Below are 21,487 nucleotides of genomic sequence, written 5' to 3' on the forward strand. Positions count from 1 at the left end.
GGCCCCGGCGCCGACCACCAGGGCCGGGATCAGGATGACGAGCCACAGGGCCTGGACCCCGATGAGGGAGCGCCGGCGGCCGATGGCCACCAGGCAGTCGTAGGCGAGTTCGCAGCCGATCCGGACCAGGCCGAGGCCCATCAGCCAGGGCAGCGCGGCGGCCGCGGGCAGCCAGCGGTCCCCGTAGACGAGCCCGACGATCGGTGCGGAGAGGGCGGCCAGCAGGACGCAGAGCGGCACCGTGCCCGTCATCACCACGCCCAGGGCGCGGCCGAATCCGCCGGCCAGCGCTCCGGGTGTGTCGGCCAGCCGGGAGAACCCGGCGAAGGAGACGCGGCGGGCCGCCTCGGAGATGATCCGCACGGGCCAGCCGGAGATGTTGAAGGCGAGCACGTAGAACCCGAGGGCCAGTTGGTCGAGGGCGGAGCCCACCACCATGGTGTCCACGTTGACGACGCCGAGGGCGAGCATGCTGGCCCCGGCCAGGGGAAGCCCGAAGCGCAGCAGCGCCCGGGCCTGCTCGCGGTCCCAGCCGAACCTCAGGGTGCCGGGCGCGGCGAGGCAGCACCCGACGAGGGCGGCCACGTTGCCGGCCACGGAGCCCCAGGCGAAGCTCATCGCGCCCCAGCCCTGGACGGCCAGGAGCAGGGTCACCGCGGTGCTGAGGACGAAGTTGAGGGCGTCGATGGCCATCCGCCGGCCCTGCGCGAACTCCCGGGTCAGGAAGCCGGCGGGCACCTGCGACAGCCCGTCCAGGACCACGCACACGCACATCACCCGCAGCACCCCGGAGGCCTCGGGCGAACCGAGCACCCGGGCCACCGCGGGGGCCGCCGCGAACAGGACGGCGTACAGCAGGCAGCTGGAGGCGGCGCTCAAGGTGAGCACGGTCGGGGCGAAGCGGCGGGGGTCGCCCTCCCAGCGCACGATGGCCAGCGAGACGCCGAGCTCGTTCGCGGAGAGCAGGACCAGCAGGACCGTCTGGGCGATCCCGTAGACGCCCCAGGCCTCGGGGCCGAGGAAGAAGCGGGCCAGGACGATGCCGGTGACGAAGTTGCCCAGCCGCATGACCACGGTGTTGACCAGGCTCCACCGGGCGGCGGAGCCTACCTTGCGGCCCAGGGCGGGTGCCTCGGGCGGGCTCTGGACGCCGGTACCGGCCTCTGCCGCGGGGCCCGTCACGGCGATCCGTTGGAGCGGTACTTGGTGGACGGCAGGACCTTGAGGGCCATCGTCGCGGTGGGGTCCGTCGTGGTGGACGAGGGGTCGGGCGCTTCGACGCCGCCGGACCGGGGGGTCGCGGGCGGGGCGGGTTCGGGCCGGACGGGCGCGGGAGCGACGGGCCGCGGAGCGACGGGCCCGGGAGCTACGGGTTCGGGCACGACGGGCTCGAACACCTCGGGCTCGAACACGGCGGCCTCGGACGCCGAGGCCTCCGCGGCCACGGGCGGCCGGCGCCTGCCCGTCGCGGCGGGGTTCTCGGCCTTGCGGCGGCGGGCCTCCACGAAGAAGGTGGCCACCAGGCTGAGTACGAAGCCCAGCGCCCCCGCCATGACCAGGTACTGGATCCGCGTCTTGACCTGCGGTTCCGGCTTCTGGGGCGGGACGATCGTCGCCATGCGGATCATCGCCTCCGGCGCCACCGCCTGCTGGGACTGGAACTCCTGGAGCCGCTTCTCGGCATACTTGGTGAAGATCTCGTCCGACTTCAGGACGGCGTCCGGATCGGTGCCCGTGACGCTCAGCCACATGAAGGGCCCCTGCGCGTTGTCGGCGATCTTCGCCTCGTACTTCCCGGTGACGCCCTGGGACTTGAGGTCGGCCTTGGAGTCGTCGGAGTTGAGGTTGCGGGCCAGGCCGTCGGCCATGCCGGTGAGCGAGGCCTGCGTGCTCAGGAAGGGGTTGCCGTCGAAGGCCACCGTGGCCTTCTTCGAGTTCAGCAGCGTCACCGTGCTCTGCGACAGGTACTCCACCGGGACCATCACGTACACGCCGGCGGTCAGCGCGGCCGTGAGCAGCAGTCCGGGCAGCAGTACGTACCAGCGCCTGCGCATGACCCGCCAGATCTCCGCGAGATCCATGGTCTTCCCCCTCGCGGCGGCGTCGTGTCCCCACGCGCCGCCGCCCTGTTCATTGCGGTGATTACGGTTGTTGAAATGGTGCGGTGTCGAAGCGGTCCCGTGGTGCGCCGGTACCGAGTCGTTACGGTGCTCCGGGTGCTCCGGGTGCTCCGGGTGCTCCGGGTGCTCCGGGTGCTCCGGAGGCGACCAGATCGGTGGGCCGCGGACGGGCCGCCGCGGTGCCGCCGTCGAGCAGGACATCGGCGATGCGCTCGCTCGCGCGGCCGTCCCAGAGCTCGGGGCAGCGCGCCGCGGGCGGATCGTCGAGCACCCGGTGCACCGTGGCGGTGATGCGCTCCGGGTCGGTGCCCGCCAGGACGTTGGTGCCCTCCTCGACCGTGATGGGACGCTCGGTGTTCTCCCGCAGGGTCACGCACGGCACGCCGAGCGCGGTGGTCTCCTCCTGGATGCCGCCGGAGTCGGTGAGCACCAGACGGGCGGAGTCCTGCAGGGCGATGAAATCGAGGTAACCGGCCGCCGGCACCAGCCGGATCCCGCCCGGGACCCCGATCTCGGCGAGCCGCTCGGCCGCCCGCGGGTGCACGGGCAGCAGGAGCGGGCAGCGGTCGGAGATCTCGCCCAGGGCCTTCAACAGGCCCCGCAGCGCGGCGGGATCGTCGACGTTGGCCGGCCGGTGCAGGGTGACCAGTCCGTATCCGCCGCGGGTGAGCCCGTAGCGGTCGAGGACGTCGGAGGCCCTGGCCCGCTCCAGGTTGGCGAGCAGGGTGTCGATCATGACGTTGCCGACGACGTGGATCTGGTCCTCCCGGTACCCCTCCGCCCGCAGGTTCGCGGCGGCGTCGGGGGAGGGGGCCAGCAGGTAGTCGCTGACGCGGTCGGTGGCGACCCGGTTGACCTCCTCGGGCATGCTCCAGTCCCGGCTGCGCAGTCCGGCCTCCACGTGGGCCAGCAGCGGGCCGGCCTTCGCGGTGACCAGGGCGCAGGCGAGCGTGGAGTTGATGTCGCCGACCACCACGACTGCGTCCGGGGCCAGTTCCTCGACCAGCGGCTCGAAGGCCGCCATCACCCGGCCGGTCTGCTGGGCGTGGCTGCCGGAGCCGGCCCCCAGGTAGCGGTCGGGGGGACGGATGCCCAGGTCGCGGAAGAAGACGTCGTTCATGGAGTCGTCGTAGTGCTGGCCGGTGTGGACCAGGACGACCTCGGCGCCGCGGCGCTCCAGGGCGTCCATCACCGGTTTGATCTTCATGTAGTTGGGCCGTGCGCCGGCCACGCAGATGATCCTCGTCATGATCTCAGAGCACCTCCACCTTGGGCCCGGACACCCGGTTGCGGCAGTCCAGGATCAAGGAGGCGTGCTCGGTGATCATCGCGTAGTCGAAGGCGTCGTGATCGGTGAGCAGGACGACCACGTCGGCGGCCGCGAGCTCCTTCTTGGTCGGCTCGACCCTGGAGAGGCGGGCGTCCACCTTGATGCTCTCCACCACGTGCGGATCGGCCGCGCGGACCTTGGCGCCCATGTCGAGGAGCAGCTGCGCCACGCGCACGGCGGGCGATTCCCGGGCGTCGCCGGTGTTCTTCTTGTAGGCGAGCCCGAGGAGCAGGACCCGGGAGCCGTTGACCGAGCGCTTCTTGGCGTTGAGCGCGTCCATGACCCGGCGCGAGACGTACTCGGGCATGTGGCTGTTGATGTCGTTGGCCAGCTCGACGAAGCGGAAGTTCTGGCCGAGTTCGCGCTGCACCCGCCAGGACAGGTACGACGGGTCGATCGGCAGGCAGTGACCGCCGACCCCGGGGCCCGGGGTGAACTTCATGAAGCCGAACGGCTTGCTGGCCGCGGCCTCGATGGTCTGCCACACGTCGATGTCGAGGTGGCGGGCGAACATGGCTATCTCGTTGACGAGGGCGATGTTCACGTGCCGGAAGGTGTTCTCCAGCAGCTTCGCCAGCTCGGCCTCCTTGGGCGAGCGCACGGGCACCGTCTTGTCGACGAGGCCCGCGTAGAAGGTCTCGACGGCCTCGAGGGAGGCGGCGTTCACCCCGGAGACGACCTTGGGCGTCTGCTGGAAGCCCCAGACGGTGTTGCCCGGGTCGATGCGCTCCGGGCTGTAGCCCAGGTGGAAGTCGACACCGGCGGTGAGCCCCGAGCCGTCCTCCAGGATCGGGCCGAACAGTTCCTCGGTGGTGCCCGGATAGGTGGTGGACTCCAGCACCACGGTCGCGCCCGGCCGCAGGAAGCGGGCCAGCGTGTGGGCCGACTCCTCGATGTAGCGCAGGTCGGGGGCGCCGTCCTGCAAGGGGGTCGGGACCGTGACGACCGCCACGTCGAACCCGCCGCAGTCGCGGGCGAGTTCGCTGGCCTGGTAGGTGCCGGCCTCCAGGGCCCGGCTCAGCCGTTCGGAGGAGACGTCCTCCACGTACGACTCGCCGGCGGCGAGGCTCTTGACCCGCCGCGCGTCCACGTCGTACCCGACCACTTGGTGTCCGACCTCGGCGGCCCTGATGGCCAGCGGAAGGCCGACGTAACCCTGTCCCACGACGACGACACGCATCAGTGACTCCTGTTCGCGGAACCGGCAGACGGGGTGCGGCGGATGAGTTCCCGGACCGTCATGAGGAGGAAGGCGGCATTGGTGGTGAAGTAGCGCTTGGCCAGGCGGCGCGGCTCCTGGAGGGTGCGGTAGAACCATTCGAGGCCCATCCGCTGCCACACCAGCGGAGCCCGCTTGGTGATGCCGGCCAGGATGTCGAAGGAACCGCCGACACCGTGCACCACGTGGGCGCCGGTGCGCTTGCCGTAACCGGCGGTGAAGATCTCCTTCTTGGGCGAGGTCATGCCGAGGAACAGCAGCTGTGCGCCGCTGTCGGCGACCGCGTCGGCGATCGTGCCCTGCTCGGCGTCCTCGAAGTAGCCGTTGCGGCTGCCCGCCACGCGCAGCGCCGGGAACTGCTCGGAGATCCGCCGGAGCATCAGCTCCAGTACGTCCTGACGGGCGCCGAGCAGGTAGACGGGTACGTCCGCGGTCTCGGCTGCGGCCAGCAGTCGCATGAACAGGTCGATTCCGGCGACCCGTTCGGGCAGCCGGACACCGAGCACGCGGCCGGCCCACACCACGGCCTGGCCGTCGGCCAGGACGAGGTCGCAGCCGGCGACCGCCGCCGCGAGGCGGGGGTCGCGGCGCATGTTGACCAGCTTGGCGGCGTTGACCATGCCGATCTCGATCTGCTCACCGCGCCGTACGGCCTCCAGGCAGCGCCGGACGGTCTCGTCCATGGTCAGTGCGTCGAGGGCGACCCCGAAGAGGGTCTGTCTGTGGTTCATTCCCCGAGCCCCTCGAGCCGCCCGAGCCAGGCGTGCAGGAGCCAGCCGAACTCGTAGGGCCTGCACTCCCGGTCCACCGCCAGGGGGCGGAAGACCCGGTCGAGCGGTGCCAGCCGGGCCTGCGGGAGCACGCGGGTGGTGAGCCCGCGGGCGGCGCGGACGGCCTTGACGGGGTCGCCGCGGTAGACCTTGCGCCAGGTGACCCCGTAGTCCTCGAGGATCATGGGCTCGCGCGGGGTGCCGTCGGGCCCGGCGATCTCGGGCACGGCCGTCATCCAGCGCAGTCCGCGGCGGATCTCGGCGCCGAAGTCGGTGCCGCCGGCCTCGGCCAGGTCGAAGAGGGCGGTCGGGGCCATGGCGTGCTGGTGGACGCTGTAGACGGGGTATCCCTCCACCACGCCGCCCGTGCGGGCGTCGTAGTGCCACCACCACTGTCCGCCGTCCCCCTGGAGGGCGCAGATCCGGGCGGCGCACGCGTCGGCGGCCGCGAGGGCCCGCGGGTCCGAACCGCTCGCGTGCAGCCGGGCCAGCGCCTGCAGCGGATAGGTCTGGTCGGCGAAGCAGGCCACGTGCGAGCGGTAGCCGGGAACCAGCCCCGGCCCGGTGGCGTGCGGGAACAGCGGGCTGTCGCCGACCCTGGACGCCAGCAGGCGGTCGCGGGCGGCCGTGAGCCGGTACTCCACGTCCACCTCGGCGCGGGCGGCGGACAGCGCGGAGAGCACCCAGGCCGCCTCGACCGTGTACTGCGGCCGTCCGGGGACGTCGAGTACGGCCACGCGCGCGAGGGCGTCGGCCAGCTTCGGGTGCCCGGTCTCGGCGGCGGCCCACGCGATGAGCGCGGCGTCGCCGAGGTTCGTCACCGCGGGCAGCCTGTCCACGAGCAGCGCCGTGAACTCCGCGGCGGTGAGCCCGCCGAACAGGGCGCGCTGACGCTCCTCGGGCAGGAACCGGGCGCCCAGGGCGGTGATGGCCGCGTACCGGGTACTGGTCCCGCGCCGCTCCACGCGGCGGGTGCCGTCGGACGTGACCGTCCCGACCCGGGTGAAGACGAAGGTCTCCGCGTCCCGCAGGTACATCTCGGGCAGCCCCGCCTCCGCCAGCGCGAGCAGCCGCTCGGCCAGGGCGTGCAGCGAGGCGTCCTCGTGAGCCAGTGCTTCCAACCGTGTGGACTTCACGGGGTCCCCACCCCGGATTCCTGTGTGCCGAGCACACCCCGTATGTCCGAGCCGAACCGCTCCAACACACTTACCCCCTCTGAATTGTTCCTCGGACAGACCCGGCGGTCGTCGTTCCGTGGAGGGGACCGCGCATGACGGGGCACGTGCCCGCGGCGTGATCTCCCCGGTGGCACGAGCCGTCCGCGGCCGCCTCCTGGATCCCCCTCCAGTGACGCCCCGGACGGAGCACGCACGGACATTGGCGCCGGGCGGACGCTGTCGCGCCTGCCGTCACCTTGTCCGTGATGTCCTCGTTGTGTACAACCCCCCACTGAACACAGCCTGTTGCCTGCTCAGATCCCGTGTACAGGGACAAGGTATGCCCAAGGATGTTCGTTGATTGTGGTTTTGAGGAAATGCCGCTGACCTAAATTGCGGACGTTCCGTCAGGTCAGCTCGCTCAGCGTCCCGTTCGACTCCTGGTGGAGCGCTCCCGTCCGCGGGCACTCCCACACTCCCGGCTCGCCCTCGCGTTCCACCAAGCGGACCCCGGCCCTCCCCACCCAGCCGATGCGGCGGGCCGGAACCCCGGCGACGAGGGCGAAGTCCGGCACGTCCCGGGAGACGACCGCACCGGCCGCCACCAGCGCCCAGCGGCCCACGCGCACCCCGGCCACGCACACCGACCGGGCGCCGAGCGAGGCCCCTTCGGCCACCACGACCCCGGCCGCCTCCCAGTCGTCGCCGCGCTTCAGCTTTCCGTCGGGGTCGACCGCCCGGGGGTAGAAGTCGTTGGTGAGCACCACGGCCGGGCCGATGAAGACTCCGTCACCGAGTTCGGCGGGCTCGTAGACGAGTGCGTAGTTCTGCAGCTTCACGTTGTCGCCGATGCGCACGCCGGGTCCGACGTACGCCCCGCGCCCCACGATGCAGTCCCGGCCGAGCCGCGCGTCCTCCCGCACCTGCGCCAGATCCCAGATGGTGGTCCCGTCCCCGAGTTCGGCCGTCTCGTCGACCTGGGAGGAGGGTTGAATTCGGACACTCACGGGGCGGTCCCCTTACGGCTCGCGAGGCGTTCGGATGCACGGCGTACTGGCGTACGAGGGGAGCATATGCCCCCCGCGCGGGGCTCGCGGTGCAGATCAACCGACTGTTCACGGAGTGGACTTGAGGATTCCGGCGCCGGCGGGCGCCCGGCAGGCTTAACGCCTCCCCATCGCTTCCTTAAGCGGAACCTAAGGCTCAGGCGTCCCGCCTGGAATCGATCAAATGTCCGTTTCGGGGCGGCTAGCGTACTGCCGGAACCCCGACCACCGGTCATTCCCGGGGCATCCCCCCACGCCCCGTCCCCCCACGCACCATCCCCCCACCCAGCATCCCCCCACCCAGCATCCCCACCCAGCATCCCCACCCACAATTTCCCCCCGCACATAGAGGCAGGCACGCGATGGGCAGCACTTCCGGTCACCGGCGCAGGACGAGCACGAAGACGAAGGCCGTGGGCGCGGTCGCGGCAGCGGTGGTGATCGGCGGTGCCGCCCTCCTGTTCACCGGCACCGCGCAGGCCGCCGCCGTGGGCGCCGTCTACACGAAGTCCAGTTCCTGGGCGGGCGGTTACACCGGCCAGTACGTGATCACCAACAACAGCGGGCAGTCGCGGCAGGGCTGGACCCTGGAGTTCGACCTGCCCGCGGGCACGAAGATCGACTCCCTGTGGAACGGCACCCACACGGTCTCCGGGCGCCACGTCACCGTGAAGCCGGCCGAATGGAACGCGACGCTCGCCGCCGGGGCCTCCGTCACCGTCGGCTTCGTGGCGAGCGGGACCGGCACCCCCGGCGCCCCGACGGCCTGCCGCATCGACGGAGCGAAGTGCTCGGCGGACCAGGGCACGGCACCCACGCCCGGTGGCCGCCCCACCACCGCCCCGACGGCATCGGCATCGCCGAGCGCGAGCGCACCCGCGCCGGGCACGTCCTCGGGCCCGCCGACGAAGACCGCCTCCCCGTCCGCACCCGTCACCACTCCGCCGGCGACGGGAACCCCGGCCGGCGGCGCACGCTTCGCCCCGTACGTGGACACCTCCCTCTACCCCGCCTACGACCTGGTCGACACCGCGGCGAAGACGGGCGTGAAGGAGTTCCACCTCGCCTTCATCACCTCGGGCGGAGGCTGCGCCCCGATGTGGGGCGGAGTCACCGACCTCGCGAGCGACAAGGTGGCCGGACAGATCGGGGCCCTGCGGGCCCGGGGCGGGGACGTACGCGTCTCCTTCGGCGGTGCCGCCGGGCACGAACTGGCCCTGAACTGCGCGACCGTGAACGAACTGGCCGCCGCGTACGGCAAGGTCGTCGACCAGTACCGGCTCACCAAGGTCGACTTCGACATCGAGGGCGCGGCCCTGCCCGACACCGCGGCCAACACCCGCCGCGCGCAGGCCATCGCCCAGCTGCAGAAGTCCCACCAGGGCCTGGACGTGGCCTTCACCCTGCCCGTGATGCCGGAGGGCCTCACCCAGCCCGGCGTGGCGCTGCTCGCCGACGCGAAGAAGGCGGGCGTACGGGTCGACGGGGTCAACATCATGGCGATGGACTACGGCCCGGCCTACAGCGGGGACATGGGGCAGTACGCGATCCAGGCCGCGACGGCCACGCAGGCGCAGGTCAAGGCTGTGCTCGGACTGTCCGACGCGGCGGCCTGGAAGGCCCTGGCCGTCACGCCGATGATCGGCGTGAACGACGTGGCGAGCGAGATATTCACCGTCTCGGACGCGACCCAGCTCGTGGAATTCGCGAAGGCGAAGGGACTCGGCCGCCTGGCGATGTGGTCCGCGGCCCGCGACAAGCAGTGCCCGGCCGGCGCCGTCAACTACGCCGACGCGACGTGCAGTTCCGTACTCCAGCAGCCCCTGGCCTTCACCGCGGCCTTCGGCGCCCTCCGCTAGACGGCCCAGCCCCCGCCCTGGCCGCCACGACAACCCCGACCGCCCCGGTCGGCCACGCGGAGGACGCGTGCCCAACCGGTCGGCCGGGCCCGGCACCCGGCGCCCCGTCACGCACCGACCGAAAAGCCCATCCCGACCCAACACCAGCCGGGTCGGGGTGAAAGGGGTTCAGCGACGTACGTCATGCGCTGTGCAGTCCCGTGCCGCGCCCTGGTGAACGTGGTGTGTCGGATGCGGGTGGTTGGATGCGGGCATGTCAGAAGATCTGCGTGTTGGCGGTGCTGAGGTCGCGCTTGTGGGGGTGGACGGGCAGCCGGCCGATCCGGCGTTCCTGGTGAACGCCGCTCCGGCCGAGGTGCTGGGGCGGTTGGAAGGGGCTTCGGGGCCCGCAGGGCGGTTGGCGGCGGCCGTGTACCGGGCGTCGGTGCACCTGCACGGGGACGCCGCCGCGGGGGTACGGCGGGGAATGCTGGCGTTGGACGCCGCCCGGTACGGGGACCTGGAGCTGTCGGCACGGATCAACGCCGTACCGGTCGAGGGGGAGCCCCCCGCGCGGTGGGGGGTGGAGTGGGCCGGCGGCGGCCAGGTCGACCACCGCTTCCGGTATGCCATCACCGGCCACACCGGTGGGGTTGTCGCGGTGACGACCACGGTGGTGGACGGCCGCCCGGTCGCCGTCACCGCCGGCGAGGACGAGACGGTGCGAGTCTGGGATCTGACCACCGGCCGGCCGATCGGCGAACCCCTCACCGCCCACACCGACTTGGTGTGGGCGCTGGCAACTGCCGTGGTGGACGGCCGGCGGGTCGTCGTCGCCGGCGGCAATCACCAGACGGTGCCGGTCTGGGACCTGGCCACCGGCCGGCCTGTCGGCGAACCCCTCACCGGACACACCGACTGGGTGTTCGGGGTGGCGACCGCGGTGGTGGCGGGCCGTCCGGTCGCCGTCACCGCCGGCGAGGACGAGACGGTGCGGGTCTGGGACTTGGCCACCGGCCGGCCCGTCGGCGAACCCCTCACCGGACACACCCGTGACGTGTGCGAGGTGGCGACCGCCGTGCTCGACGGCCGTCCGATCGCCGTCACCGCCAGCTGGGATCGAACCGTGCGGGTCTGGGACCTGGCCACCGGCCGGCCCGTCGGCGAACCCTTCACCGGACACACCCGCATGGTCAACGCCGTTGCGACCGCTGTGGTTGACGGTCGCCCGGTCGCCGTCACCGGGGGCGACGGCGAGACGGTGCGGGTCTGGGACCTGGCCACCGGCCGGCCCATCGGCGAACCCGTCATCGGACGCACCAACGCGGTGACGGCAGTGGCCACGACCATGGTGAACGGTGGCCCGGTCGCCGTCGCCGTCACAGACAGCTACGGCGAGATGGTGCAAGTGTTCGACCTGCCCACCGGTCGGCCCATCGGTGAACCCCTCACCGGACACGCCGGCAGGGTCAACGCCGTGGCGACGACCGTGCTCGACGACCGTCCGATCGCCATCACCGCCGGCTCGGATCGCACCCTGCGGATATGGGACCTCGCCACCGACCAGCCCGTCCGTGAACCCCTCACCGGACACACCGGCAAGGTCAACTCCGTGGCCACTGCCGTGCTCGACGGCCGCCCGGTCGCCGTCACCGCCGGCAACGACGAAACGGTACGGGTCTGGGACCTGGCCACCGGCCAGACCATCGGCGAACCCCTCACCGGACACACCAGCAGGGTCAACACCGTGGCCACTGCCGTACTCGACGGACGCCCGGTCGCCGTTGCCGGGAGCTATGCCGGGACGGTGCGGGTCTGGGACTTGACCACCGGCCGGCTCGTCGGCGAACCCCTCACCGGACACACCAGCGAAGTCTCGGCAGTGGCCACGACCATGGTGAACGGTGGCCCGGTCGCCTTCACTGCCGGCCACGACACAACGGTGCGGGTCTGGGACCTGGCCACCGGCCGGCCCGTCGGTGAGCCTCTCGCCGGACACACCGACCGGGTGAACGCGGTGGCCACTGCCGTGCTCGACGGCCGCCCGGTCGCCGTCACCGGCGGCGACGAGACGGTCCGGGTATGGGACCTGACCACCGGCCAGCCCGTCGGCAAGCCTCTCACCGGACACACCGACCGGGTGAACGCCGTGGCCACGACCATGTTGAACGGCCTCCCGGTCGCCATCACCGGCGGCGACGAGACGGTCCGGGTATGGGACCTGACCACCGGCCGGCCCGTCGGTGTGCCTGTCACCGGACACACCGACCGGGTGAACGCGGTGGCCACGACCACGCTGAACGGCCTCCCGGTCGCGGTCACGGGTGGCGACGAGACGGTGCGGGTCTGGGACCTGACCACCGGCCGGCAGATCGGGGTGGAGTTGGCGTTCCCCGCGCCGGTCCAGACGGTGGCCTGGACCCCGGACGGCCGGCTGGTGGCGGGATTCGGCTGGGAGGTCGCGCTGCTGGCCGACCGCTGACCCGGCCGCTCACCGGGTAAAACGCCAGAGAGTGGCGATTCTCGTGCCCTAGGATCGGGCAGTGACGAGCGACCTTTCCACTTCCGAATGGGTGTTTGCCGACGAGTTGCTGCTTGAGGGCCGCGGCGGCCCGGACGCACGCTACGTACGTGACCAAGCGCGGGGCGTTTGCAGGGTGGTGCACGCCGGAGCAGCGATCGCTCCCGGTGACGCCAGCAGTCTCGTTGGCCTGCTCGGCGACCCGCAGGCATTCGTCAACGAGCCCACCGAGCCGGCCCACCTGCGCGAGGGAAGCCGCCGCCACATCACTGAGGCCCTGCTGATCCACGCGTGCCGCACCGACGATCCGGGCCTCGTCCGACGACTCCGGCAGGTCGCACCGTCCGAGGTCCACCGCATCGACCTCCGACTCCTGATACCGGAACAGTGCCTGCTCGCACTCTTCGACGGCCTCGACCAGGAAGAACTGGGCGTTCGTCACGCCGCCATGCGCATGGTGAGCCACATCGACCGGCCGACCGACATCACACCACTCCTCGACGTCATCGTCAGCGAGTTGGCCTCCCCCGAGCACGGCCGCGGCTACGATCGCGTCGCACCTGCCGACGGCGCCCGCTGGGCACTGGTCGCCCACAGCCTCGAAACCGACGATCTCGCCGGCCTGTGCGACCGGGTGTCGGCGGCGATCGCCCCGTCCGCACCGACCCAGAGCGCGCTGCGCACACTGGCCGCCCTGTACGCGGTGGCCGAGCAGTTCGACCAGGTGATCAGCCTTGTCGGCCGGGCGAGCACCCGGGCCGCGGTCATCGGTGGAATCCATGACGCCGTCTGCAAGATCGCTTGGAACCTGGAGCTTGCGCGGCCCGTGCCCAACTCCCGCTACCCGTTCGCCGAGGTCATCGCCGTCGCCGACGGGCTGGCCACCAACGCCGCTCACCGCAAGCAGGTTGAGGACATCCGCAAGCGGCACAACCGGCTCCGCCCCGCGAACGCCTCGTCCGCGAGTTCGCCCAGCGCCACGTAGTCGGTAGGGAAGCCGGCTCGGCCAGGAACGGCTTGGCTGCATCGGCGCCGCCCATGCGTTCCTGTCCTTCCTTCATCGAGGGCTGTTCCCATGGCCCCCGGCCGCCACCATTGCCGCCTGCTCGCGCAACGGCGACTCCACCGGCATCAAGTTCCAGACATTGGACGCGCTCCTCCAAGGGAGTTGGGACTTCGAGGCCGAGACCGGGGGCAGGGCCAGAATCACGGTGTCGCAAGGTGGGAACTGGGCGGTGACAGGAGGCGAGGTGGGCGAGCCTTGGTCGGAGGAGGGCACATGGTCCCTCGCGGCCGGCAACCTTTCGATGGCCGTGAAGCGGCGCGAGCCGTACGTCGTCCATGACGTGCCCAAGGACGTGGAGAAGGTGCTGGCAGGCTCGTACACCATCTCGGGTGGACTGACCGGTGTTCGTCGCCGCGGCGAAGCGGCTCTGCCCCGTACGCACGAGTGGTGGTCACGGGGCAGAGCCGGTCGGCCTTCAGTTGAACTGCAGGACCGTCTCGTCTGCTTCCTCGAACAGTCGGACGATCATTTTGTGGAGCAGCATGGTGCTCTCGGCCCTGTCGAGGAACGCTTCCCTCATGTCGATGTGCCATGGGTTGCGGGGGGCATCGGCGACCTTGTCGGTCCAAGCGGCGACCTGATTGTCCAGGGTCGCCTCGAGCACGTCGAACTCGGAGCCGGCGGATTCCTTCGTGATCTCCTGGCCGGCCAGCAGGTCCGCGATGCGGGTCAGTTCGCTGTGCACGAGTAGCAGGGCATCGATGGGGCTCATTTGCGCGCCCGGGGGTGTCGCGTCCCGGTCCTGGTGTTCCTCGATCTCGTCGATCAAGGCCTCCACGGCCTCGAGCTCCTCTTCGACGGCGTCCACCGCGGATGCCAGGGTGGAGCTGCTCTCCACGACCCACATCTTCGGGTCGGTCACGCGCACCGTGATGGCGGGTGTCTGCCGTCCGATGTCGGGCGGGGAGACCACGGACCACTGCGGGATCGGCGTACGAACGAGTCGTGCGAACCCGGCTCGGGTGTCCAGGGCTCCTGCGAGTGCGGTGTGGAGGCCCATCTGGTGCTTGGTGAGGAGGACGTCGAGAGCAGCCCCGGCCGAGGCGTCGGAGCAGGTTTCGGTGTCCTGGTCGTGGTCACTCATTGGTCTCCGCCTCCTTCTTCAGACCGAGAACATCGATCAGTCGCGTGCGTGCACGGAAATGGGCCTGCCGCACCGCGGCGGGGTTCTTGCCCAGGATCTTGGCGGTCTCCTCGTGGCTGAAGCCGTCCAGGTTCCAGGCCATGGCCTCCCTTTCCGCCGGCGGCAGTGCCGCGAGGAGGTCGACCATGTATTGCTGGCCGTCGGTGAGGATGACGCCTTCGACCGGACAGGTGCCGCCCTCCCGGTCCGGCACCGGGTCCGTCGGGAGGACGCGGCTGTTCGTCTGACGGAGGTACTTCCGGTACGCGACCTTGCGGAGGTAAGCCGCAGGGTGGTCGAGGGACCGCCATTTGTCCGGAAGCAGTGTCAGGAAGGCCTCGTGTGCGGCGTCGGCCGCTTCATAGGGGCTCGCGCCCAGGTTCATGAGGAAGGCCGACACCCTCGTCATCTCCGAGGTGTAGAACGCCTCGAACCGGTTGTTCTGCTGGACGGGCGCCATCTGCAGCAGGGCCGAGGGGACGGTGTCGGTGTGAGGTGGTGCGGGAAGCTCTGTCACCGTCACTGCTCCCCGCCGTGGCCGCCGTGGCCGCCGTGGCCGCCGTGAACGCCGGGACCGCCGATCAGGATCTCGACCTGACGGTCCGTGGACCGCTCCGACAGGCGGCTGCCCGGCGGAAGGGACCGGACCCGCTCCGAGAGACCCTGCTGTGCGACTTCCGCCCGGCGGACTTCAGCCCGCTCCTTCACCACCCTGTACGCAAGTCGGGTCAAGGCACCGATCACTGCGGTCACCACCGCCACCACCGCCGTCATCGTCGGATCCACGATCTGCCCTCTCGACTTGGCGGTGCAGAGGAGCGCCGCGTCTGGTGCTTAAAGCAAGGAGAGGGCCCGAGTGTGACATCGCACCGAAAGAAATCTTGAACGGTGACTGCTCACTGCTTGTGGGTAGGTGGACGGCGGCGGATCCGGTTGTGTCGTGGGGGTGGGTTGCGTGGCGCCTGTGGTGATCGTGCATGGGATCTTCAATTACGTCCGGGGTGCGGGACCGGAGCTGGCGGCCGAGCGCAAGGCGGGGCAGCTGCGACCGCGGCTGGCCGAGGGGCTGGAGAAGCTGCTGCCGGGGACCGTGGTGCCGGAGGTCGCGGTGGCCTACTACGCGGATCTGCTGAGAACCCGGGCTCCGGAGGAGGTTCAGGACGACGGCCGGCCGGCCGGGTTCGATGACCTGACCGCGCCGGAGCGGGTGCTGGTCGCGCAGTGGCTGACCGAGGCCGGGGCAGCGGTGCCGGCGGAGTCCATGAACGTGGGGTTGGCGCCGCTGCGCCAGATGCTGGGCTGGCTGGTCGACACGCACGGTGGGCTGGCCGGGGTGGTGCGAGAGCAGATGATCGGGCGGATCGAGCGGGCACTGGTGGCGAACCTGCGGGAGGCGGAGGCGTACACCACCTGGCCGGACCGGCGGCGCCTGGTGCGGGAGCGGGTGGCAGCCACGATCGACCGGGAGCGCCCGTCCGTGGTGATCGCGCACTCGCTGGGTTCGTACGTCGCCTACGAGACGCTGCACGCCTTCCCCGATCTCCAGGTGGAGTTGCTGGTGACGTTGGGCTCGCCGTTGCGGGTGCCGGCGCTGGCCCGGCGATTGGACCCGGCGCTGCGTGACGGGCGGGGTGCCATGCCTCCGGGGGTGGGGCGGTGGGTGAACCTGGCCGATGCCGGGGACCTGGTGGCGGTGCCTTCGCGTCTGGCCGAGGTGTTCCCGGTGGATGCGGACGAGATCTGCGACACCGGGTTGGGGTTCCACGGGCTGGGCGGGTATCTGGCCAACGGGCTGACCGCGGCGGCGATCGCCCCCTACCTTTCCTGACACGACCACGTCCCCGGACCGGATCGGCATCGGGGTAGGGGTCGGGACCGGGATCGTATGTGGGGGGCCGAGCATGGTGCGGGCGCTGGTGGCCGGGGTCGGGGTGTTCGACGAGGCCGAAGTGAGCGAGGAGGACGCCAACGACGGGTACACGGGCCTGGACTCGCTGCCGTCGGTGGGCCCGGCGGTGCGGGAGGTGGCTTCCGCGTTCGACCGGCTGGGGCTGTTCGTCGGCGGCGATCCGATGACCGAGTGCGACAAGGCCGAGTTCCTGGCCCGGTGGGATCGGCTGCGCACCCATGCCGCGCCCGGGGAGGCGCTGGTGGTGCACTTCGCCGGGCACGGGATCTGCTCCGAGGGCGAGCTGTTCCTGGGGGTCTCCGGTGCCGACACGCGCGAACAGATGCTGGACGGGACCTGCGTGAGCGTGGCCGACCTGCGGAAGGTGGCCGGACGCTCCGGGCACCCGGTGCTCCTGGTGCTGGACGTGTGCGGGGCCGGACAGGCGCTGGTGGAGCAGCAGTTGGCCGAGCTGGTCGCCCGCCGGCCCCAGGACGCCGCCCGCAGCGTGTGGTTCATCGGGGCCAGCGCCGCCGGGCAGGCCGCATTCGGCGCCGGGCTGAGCACCGCCCTGGCGCAGGTGCTGCAGCAACTGGCCGACGGTGACCTGGACCTGTCACCGAACGTGGAGTTCGTACCGATCGAGACCCTGGCCGCGGTGATCGACCGGCGGCTCGTCGCGATCGACGCCTCGGCCGGACGGCCGGGGCGGACGGTGGTGCGCACCACGGACCCGGCTGCCACCGCGACCGAGGCGCCGTTCTTCCGCAACCCCGCCTACCGCACCGGGGCAGCCGGGGTCGTCGCCGGGATCGATCCCCGGCTGCGGGAGTTCGCGCTGAGCGCCGCGCCGGGGCTGGACCCGCTGCACTTCGCCACCCGTGCCGCCGGCAGACCCGACCTCGCGGAGATCGCGTTCTCCGGACGGGCCTCGGCCCTGAAGCGGATCGAGGACTGGCTCGATGCCTCCCCGGCCGAGCAGGGGCCGGTCCTGGCGGTGACCGGCGGCCCGGGCAGCGGCAAGTCCGCGCTGCTGGGCGTGACGGCCTGCCTGCTCCACCCGGACCTGGAATCCGAGCCGCAGCTGGGCCAGCGCATCGGCAACGCCGTACCCGGCTTCGAACCGCGTCAGCCCGCCACCGTACTGGCAGTGCATGCCCGGCAGCTGTCCCTCGCCCAGATCACCGAGGCCCTGCACGCCCAACTGCGCCGCCAGTACCCCGCCTGCGGCCGTCCCGGGGGCCGCGCCGGAGGCCCGTACCAGCCGGACACCGCCCGGGACCGGCCCGAGGACGCGGGCGTGGCGGGCCTCCTGACAGCGTTGCGCGGTGCCGGGGACGTGCTGGTGATCCTCGACGCCCTGGACGAGGCCGGGGACCCGGCCGGGACCGTCACCGAACTGCTGCTGCCCCTGGCCGCCCTGGCGGACGAACCCGGCCGGGCGGCCGACGGGAACGTGCGGGTGCTGGTGGGCACCCGGCCCTGGTGGGACAGCCTGCCCGCGCTGCACGGCCTGCTCCAGGAGCACCCCGGCGCGGTACTGGACCTGGACCCGGCGGACGAGGCCGAGCGGTCCGTGCTCGCCGCGGACCTGGAGGGCTATCTGCGCAAACTCCTGCCCCGTCGGCATCCCGCCCGTCCCCGTGTCCCGGAGTTCGCCGCCCGGCTGGCCGCCTACACCGACCACGGAGCGTTCCTGGTCGCCGGGCTCTACGCCGAGCACCTGCTGGCCACCGGCGGCGGCGGCTCGCCCACACCGCCGTGCAGCATCACCGAGGTCTTCGACCTGCACCGCGCCACCCTGGCCGCCGCCGACCCGTGGATCGACCCGGTGCTCGCCGCCGTGGGCCGAGCCCGCGGCGCCGGCATGCCCGCCGACCTGATCCACGCCGTGGCGCTCGCCGCCCGTCCCGCGGACCCGCACCGGCCCACCCCGACCCTGGCCGACACGCGCCGCGTCCTGGGCAAGGCCGCGTTCTACTTGCGCACCACCCCCGATTCCGACCACCGGCTGCTGTACCGGTACTTCCACCAGGCCCTGGCCGAGCACACCGAGGCCGGCACCGACCCGGCCGCCGTCCACCGCGTGCTGACCGCCGCCGTCCCCGTTTCCGCGGAAGGCACGCAAGCCTGGGCGCCGGCCGGCCCGTACCTGCTGCGGCACGCCGTCGTCCATGCCCACGAAGCCGGTGGCGACGCCGTGGACCAGCTGCTGACGAACCTGGAGTACGTCCTCCACGCCGATCCCGACAGCCTGGCCCCGTACCTGCACCACGCCGTCGCCGAACGGGCCGTCCTGCACGCCGACATCTACCGCTCGACCGTTCCCTTCCACCCGGACCGCCACGTTCTCGGGGCCCGCCGTGACCTGCTCGCCCTGGACGCCCTGGCCTGGCAGCAACCCGGAATCGCCCAAGACCTCATCGCCACCGAGGAAGGCGCGAAGCCCTTCACCCCGCGCTGGGCGACCCGCCTGACCCACACGGCCCGCCGCCACACCCTGACCGAGCACTTCGGTTCTCTGATCGCGCTCGCCACCGGACCGGACGGGATTCCGCTGGCCGTCACGGCGGGCAAGGACCGTTTGGTGAAGGTGTGGGACCTGCTGTCGGGCACCGCACGCCACACCCTGACCGGACACGCCCACCCCGTGACCGCGGTCGCGGTCGCGTCCGGAGGCCCGGACGACTCGCTCCTGGCCGTCACCGCCGACGAAAGCGGCACGGTGATCGCGTGGGATCTGGAGGCGGGCACCACGCGGCACACCCTGACCGGACACATCCACCCGGTCACCGCGGCTGTGTCCGCGTCCGCGTCCGGCAACGACGGCGCACCGCTGGCCTTCACCGCCGACGACGGCGGCACGGTGATCGTGTGGAACCTGGATTCGGGCACCATGCGGCACACCTGGACGGCGCACCGCGGTGCGTTGACCGCGCTCGCGGTCGCCACCGGACCGGACGGCATTCCGCTGGCCGTCACGGCGGGCAAGGACCGTACGGTGAAGGTGTGGGACCTGCTGTCGGGCACCGCACGCCACACCCTGACCGGACACACCAGCCCGGTGGCCACGGTCGCGATGACCTCCGGCCGGGACGGCTCGCCGCTGGCCGTCACCTCCGACGAAGGCGGCACCGTGCGGGTGTGGGACCTGGATGCGGGCACCGAACGGCACACGATGACCGGACACACCCGCCCCGTGCGTGCGATCGCGGTCGCGTCCGGCCCGGACGGCACACCGCTGGCCGTGACCGCCGACCACCAGGGCAGGGTGATCGTGTGGAACCTGGACTCGGGCACCGCACGGCACTCTCTCACCGGTCACACCCGCCCGGTACGCGCGGTCGCGGTCGCGTCCGGCCCGGGCGGCACACCGCTGGCCGTCACCGTCGGCGACGACCGCACCGCGATCGTCTGGGATCTGGAGTCGGGCACCGCACGGCACACCCTGACCGGACACACCGACTGGATCTTCGCGGTGGCGGTCACTCCGGGACCTGACGGCGCCCTACTGGCCGTCACCACCAGTCAGGACCACACCGCGATCGTGTGGGACCTGGTGCCGGGCACCGCGCGGCACACCCGGACCGGACACACCCATCCGGTGACCGCGATCGCATCCGGCCCGGACGGCTCGGAGCTGGCCGTCACCGTCTGCCACAACGGCACGGCGCTCGTCTGGGACCTGGAGTCGGGCACAGCGCGGCCGTCGCTCAGGGGGCTCGCCGGCCCGATGCGTGCGGTCGCGGTCGCGTCCGGAGGACCGGACGGCTCGCTCCTGGCCGTCACCATCAGCCAGCACCGGCCTGTGACCGTATGGGATCTGGAATCGGGCACCCCGCGGCGCACCCTGAGGGGACACACCCGCCAGATGAACGGGGTCGCGGTCGCATCCGGAGGCCCGGACGGGTCACCGCTGGCCGTCACCGTCGGCGACGACCGCACGGTGATCGTGTGGGACCTGCTGTCGGGCACCGTACGGCAGACCATGACCGGACACGCCCACCCGATCTCCTCGGTCGCGATCACGGCCGGCGCCGACGGCTCGCTCTTGGCCGTCACTGCCGGCAAGGACCTCACGGCAAGGGTGTGGGACCTCGTGTCGGGCACCGAGCGGCACACCCTGACCGGACACACCCAGTACGTGCGCGCGGTCGCGGTCACCTCCGGCCCGGATGGCGCACCGCTGGCCATCACCGCCGACGACACTGCCACGGTGATCGTGTGGGACCTGGTCTCGGGCACCGAGCGGCACACCCTCGTCGGACACACCCGCCCCGTGCGTGCGGTCGCGGTCGTGTCCGGTCCGGACGGCTCGCCGCTGGCCGTCACCGCAGGCAAGGACCGGAACGCGATCGTGTGGGACCTGAACACCGGTGAGGAGGTGCACCGCTACCACCTGCCGCACGGCGGAAGCTGCGTCACCGCCACCGCCACCGGCTTCGTGATCGCCTACGGCCCGGAGGTCGCCTACTTCGCCCTCCGCACGGACGCCCCCGCCTGAGCGCACTTCGCCACGGCACACCCGGTGGTTGGTGTCTGTGACTTCGGCGAGTGCCGGGCGAACGGCAATGTGCGCAGTCGGCTCCTTCGCGCAGAGCACTCGGGGTTCCGGAGCACCACGCACCTCTGGCGTTTCGGCCCGACTGTTGTCCGCGGAACCTGGCGGCACGCCTTCATCCGCAACGGCCGGTACTTCCTGACCGACCTCCGTGTCCATGCCGACATCTGTGCCGACGGGCTCGTCGACTGCTGGGGCCTGGTCACCCTCGAGGAGTTCGAGGAGAAGCTCCGCTCCGGCTGGGTCGCCACAGACCTACCGGAGGGCGCCCCGGCGGCCGCGCACGGTATGGCGCGCTGGAAGTTCAGTGAGCCCCAGAGCCAGCTCACGCCTGAGGTGCTCCTCGCTGTAGTCCGCGACACCATCGACCAGCTGAACGGTCGGCCCGACTCGACGGGTCGTTGCCCGGCCGCCGTCGACGCTTTCCTCGAGGACCGGACGGAGGAGAACCGGGCCACGGACCCAGGCCTGCCCGGTCTGCGCAACGACTACCCCGCGCCGATCACCGTGGGCAAGGCCAACTACCCCTGGGTCGCACACGCCTACTGGGCCCTGTCGCTCGCACGCCAGGAGGACCACGACGCGGTCGCGACGGCGGATGCCGGTACCTCGGCCCGGGAGGCTCTACGAGGACGTGTACTCGAGCTTCTGGGGTGAGAGCGGCGGCCACGGCCGCAACTGGCTCGGCCGGCTCCTCGAACTCGTCCGCTCCGACCTCCACATGCACCGGTCCGGGATTCAGGTGCCGTAGGCGGACCGCGGTTCCGGTCGCCCCTCGGAGAGACGGGACACGAGCGCCCTTCCCGGCGAGACCGCTCCGTCTCGGACCTTCTCGACGACCCAGGTTG

General features: G+C 71.7%; 15 protein-coding genes and 1 pseudogene. 6 read left to right on the forward strand and 10 right to left on the reverse strand.

The genetic code is table 11. The features are described from left to right. The 7 genes from ACWGDE_RS10635 to ACWGDE_RS10665 form a co-directional block, all read right to left on the reverse strand. The coding region (locus ACWGDE_RS10635) for an oligosaccharide flippase family protein (RefSeq protein WP_453388598.1) at nt 1–1,182 on the reverse strand (1,182 nt) is incomplete at its 3' end. Then, a complete protein-coding gene (locus tag ACWGDE_RS10640; protein WP_453388599.1) occupies nt 1,179–2,081 on the reverse strand; it encodes a chain length determinant protein in 903 nt (300 codons plus the stop codon). The genes ACWGDE_RS10640 and ACWGDE_RS10635, both read right to left, overlap by 4 nt. 121 nt (nt 2,082–2,202) lie before the next feature. After that, the gene (wecB, locus tag ACWGDE_RS10645; RefSeq protein WP_453388600.1) at nt 2,203–3,369 is read right to left on the reverse strand and encodes a non-hydrolyzing UDP-N-acetylglucosamine 2-epimerase; all 1,167 of its coding nucleotides are present in this window, start codon (nt 3,367–3,369) and stop codon (nt 2,203–2,205) included. Between the two features lie 4 nt (nt 3,370–3,373). Beyond that, a complete protein-coding gene (locus ACWGDE_RS10650) occupies nt 3,374–4,630 on the reverse strand; it encodes a nucleotide sugar dehydrogenase (protein ID WP_453388601.1) in 1,257 nt (418 codons plus the stop codon). Further along, entirely contained in the window at nt 4,630–5,400 is a 771-nt protein-coding gene (locus ACWGDE_RS10655; RefSeq protein WP_453388602.1) for a WecB/TagA/CpsF family glycosyltransferase, read from the reverse strand. The genes ACWGDE_RS10650 and ACWGDE_RS10655 overlap by 1 nt, the downstream gene beginning before the upstream one ends. Then, nucleotides 5,397–6,575: a hypothetical protein gene (locus ACWGDE_RS10660; RefSeq protein ID WP_453388603.1), complete on the reverse strand. Its 1,179-nt coding sequence runs from the start codon at nt 6,573–6,575 to the stop codon at nt 5,397–5,399. The genes ACWGDE_RS10655 and ACWGDE_RS10660 overlap by 4 nt, the downstream gene beginning before the upstream one ends. A 428-nt stretch (nt 6,576–7,003) precedes the next feature. Then, a complete protein-coding gene (locus ACWGDE_RS10665) occupies nt 7,004–7,603 on the reverse strand; it encodes a DapH/DapD/GlmU-related protein (protein WP_453388604.1) in 600 nt (199 codons plus the stop codon). A gap of 401 nt (nt 7,604–8,004) precedes the next feature. On the opposite strand from ACWGDE_RS10665, the gene ACWGDE_RS10670 reads away from it, so the two are divergent. The 3 genes from ACWGDE_RS10670 (at nt 8,005) to ACWGDE_RS10680 (ending at nt 12,986) form a co-directional block, all read left to right on the forward strand. Further along, the gene (locus ACWGDE_RS10670) at nt 8,005–9,501 is read left to right on the forward strand and encodes a cellulose binding domain-containing protein (protein ID WP_453388605.1); all 1,497 of its coding nucleotides are present in this window, start codon (nt 8,005–8,007) and stop codon (nt 9,499–9,501) included. Nucleotides 9,502–9,802: 301 nt separating this feature from the next. Continuing rightward, on the forward strand, nt 9,803–11,962 hold the full coding sequence (locus ACWGDE_RS10675) for a WD40 repeat domain-containing protein (protein ID WP_453388606.1): 2,160 nt from the start codon (nt 9,803–9,805) through the stop codon (nt 11,960–11,962). Nucleotides 11,963–12,023: 61 nt separating this feature from the next. Further along, a complete protein-coding gene (locus tag ACWGDE_RS10680; protein WP_453388607.1) occupies nt 12,024–12,986 on the forward strand; it encodes a hypothetical protein in 963 nt (320 codons plus the stop codon). A 496-nt stretch (nt 12,987–13,482) separates the two neighbouring features. Here ACWGDE_RS10680 and ACWGDE_RS10685 read toward each other — a convergent pair whose 3' ends face one another. The 3 genes from ACWGDE_RS10685 to ACWGDE_RS10695 are packed head-to-tail and all read right to left on the reverse strand — an operon-like array spanning nt 13,483 to nt 14,976. Then, nucleotides 13,483–14,151 (reverse strand): hypothetical protein, encoded by a 669-nt coding sequence (locus tag ACWGDE_RS10685; RefSeq protein ID WP_453388608.1) that lies wholly within the window; start codon nt 14,149–14,151, stop codon nt 13,483–13,485. Then, on the reverse strand, nt 14,144–14,707 hold the full coding sequence (locus ACWGDE_RS10690; RefSeq protein ID WP_453388609.1) for an RNA polymerase sigma factor: 564 nt from the start codon (nt 14,705–14,707) through the stop codon (nt 14,144–14,146). The genes ACWGDE_RS10685 and ACWGDE_RS10690 overlap by 8 nt, the downstream gene beginning before the upstream one ends. A gap of 2 nt (nt 14,708–14,709) precedes the next feature. After that, nucleotides 14,710–14,976: a hypothetical protein gene (locus tag ACWGDE_RS10695; RefSeq protein ID WP_453388610.1), complete on the reverse strand. Its 267-nt coding sequence runs from the start codon at nt 14,974–14,976 to the stop codon at nt 14,710–14,712. Between the two features lie 169 nt (nt 14,977–15,145). On the opposite strand from ACWGDE_RS10695, the gene ACWGDE_RS10700 reads away from it, so the two are divergent. The 3 genes and pseudogenes from ACWGDE_RS10700 to ACWGDE_RS10710 all read left to right on the forward strand — a co-directional run bounded on the left by ACWGDE_RS10700 (nt 15,146) and on the right by ACWGDE_RS10710 (nt 21,390). Continuing rightward, nucleotides 15,146–16,018 carry a hypothetical protein gene (locus ACWGDE_RS10700; protein ID WP_453388611.1) on the forward strand — a complete coding sequence of 291 codons (873 nt, stop codon included), beginning with the start codon at nt 15,146–15,148 and terminating at the stop codon, nt 16,016–16,018. Nucleotides 16,019–16,091: 73 nt separating this feature from the next. Beyond that, entirely contained in the window at nt 16,092–20,582 is a 4,491-nt protein-coding gene (locus ACWGDE_RS10705) for a hypothetical protein (protein WP_453388612.1), read from the forward strand. Nucleotides 20,583–20,651: 69 nt separating this feature from the next. Then, a pseudogene (locus ACWGDE_RS10710) lies at nt 20,652–21,390 on the forward strand (DUF7638 domain-containing protein). Nucleotides 21,391–21,487: the final 97 nt, after the last annotated feature.

It is taken from the genome of Streptomyces sp. NPDC054956, assembly GCF_053609185.1.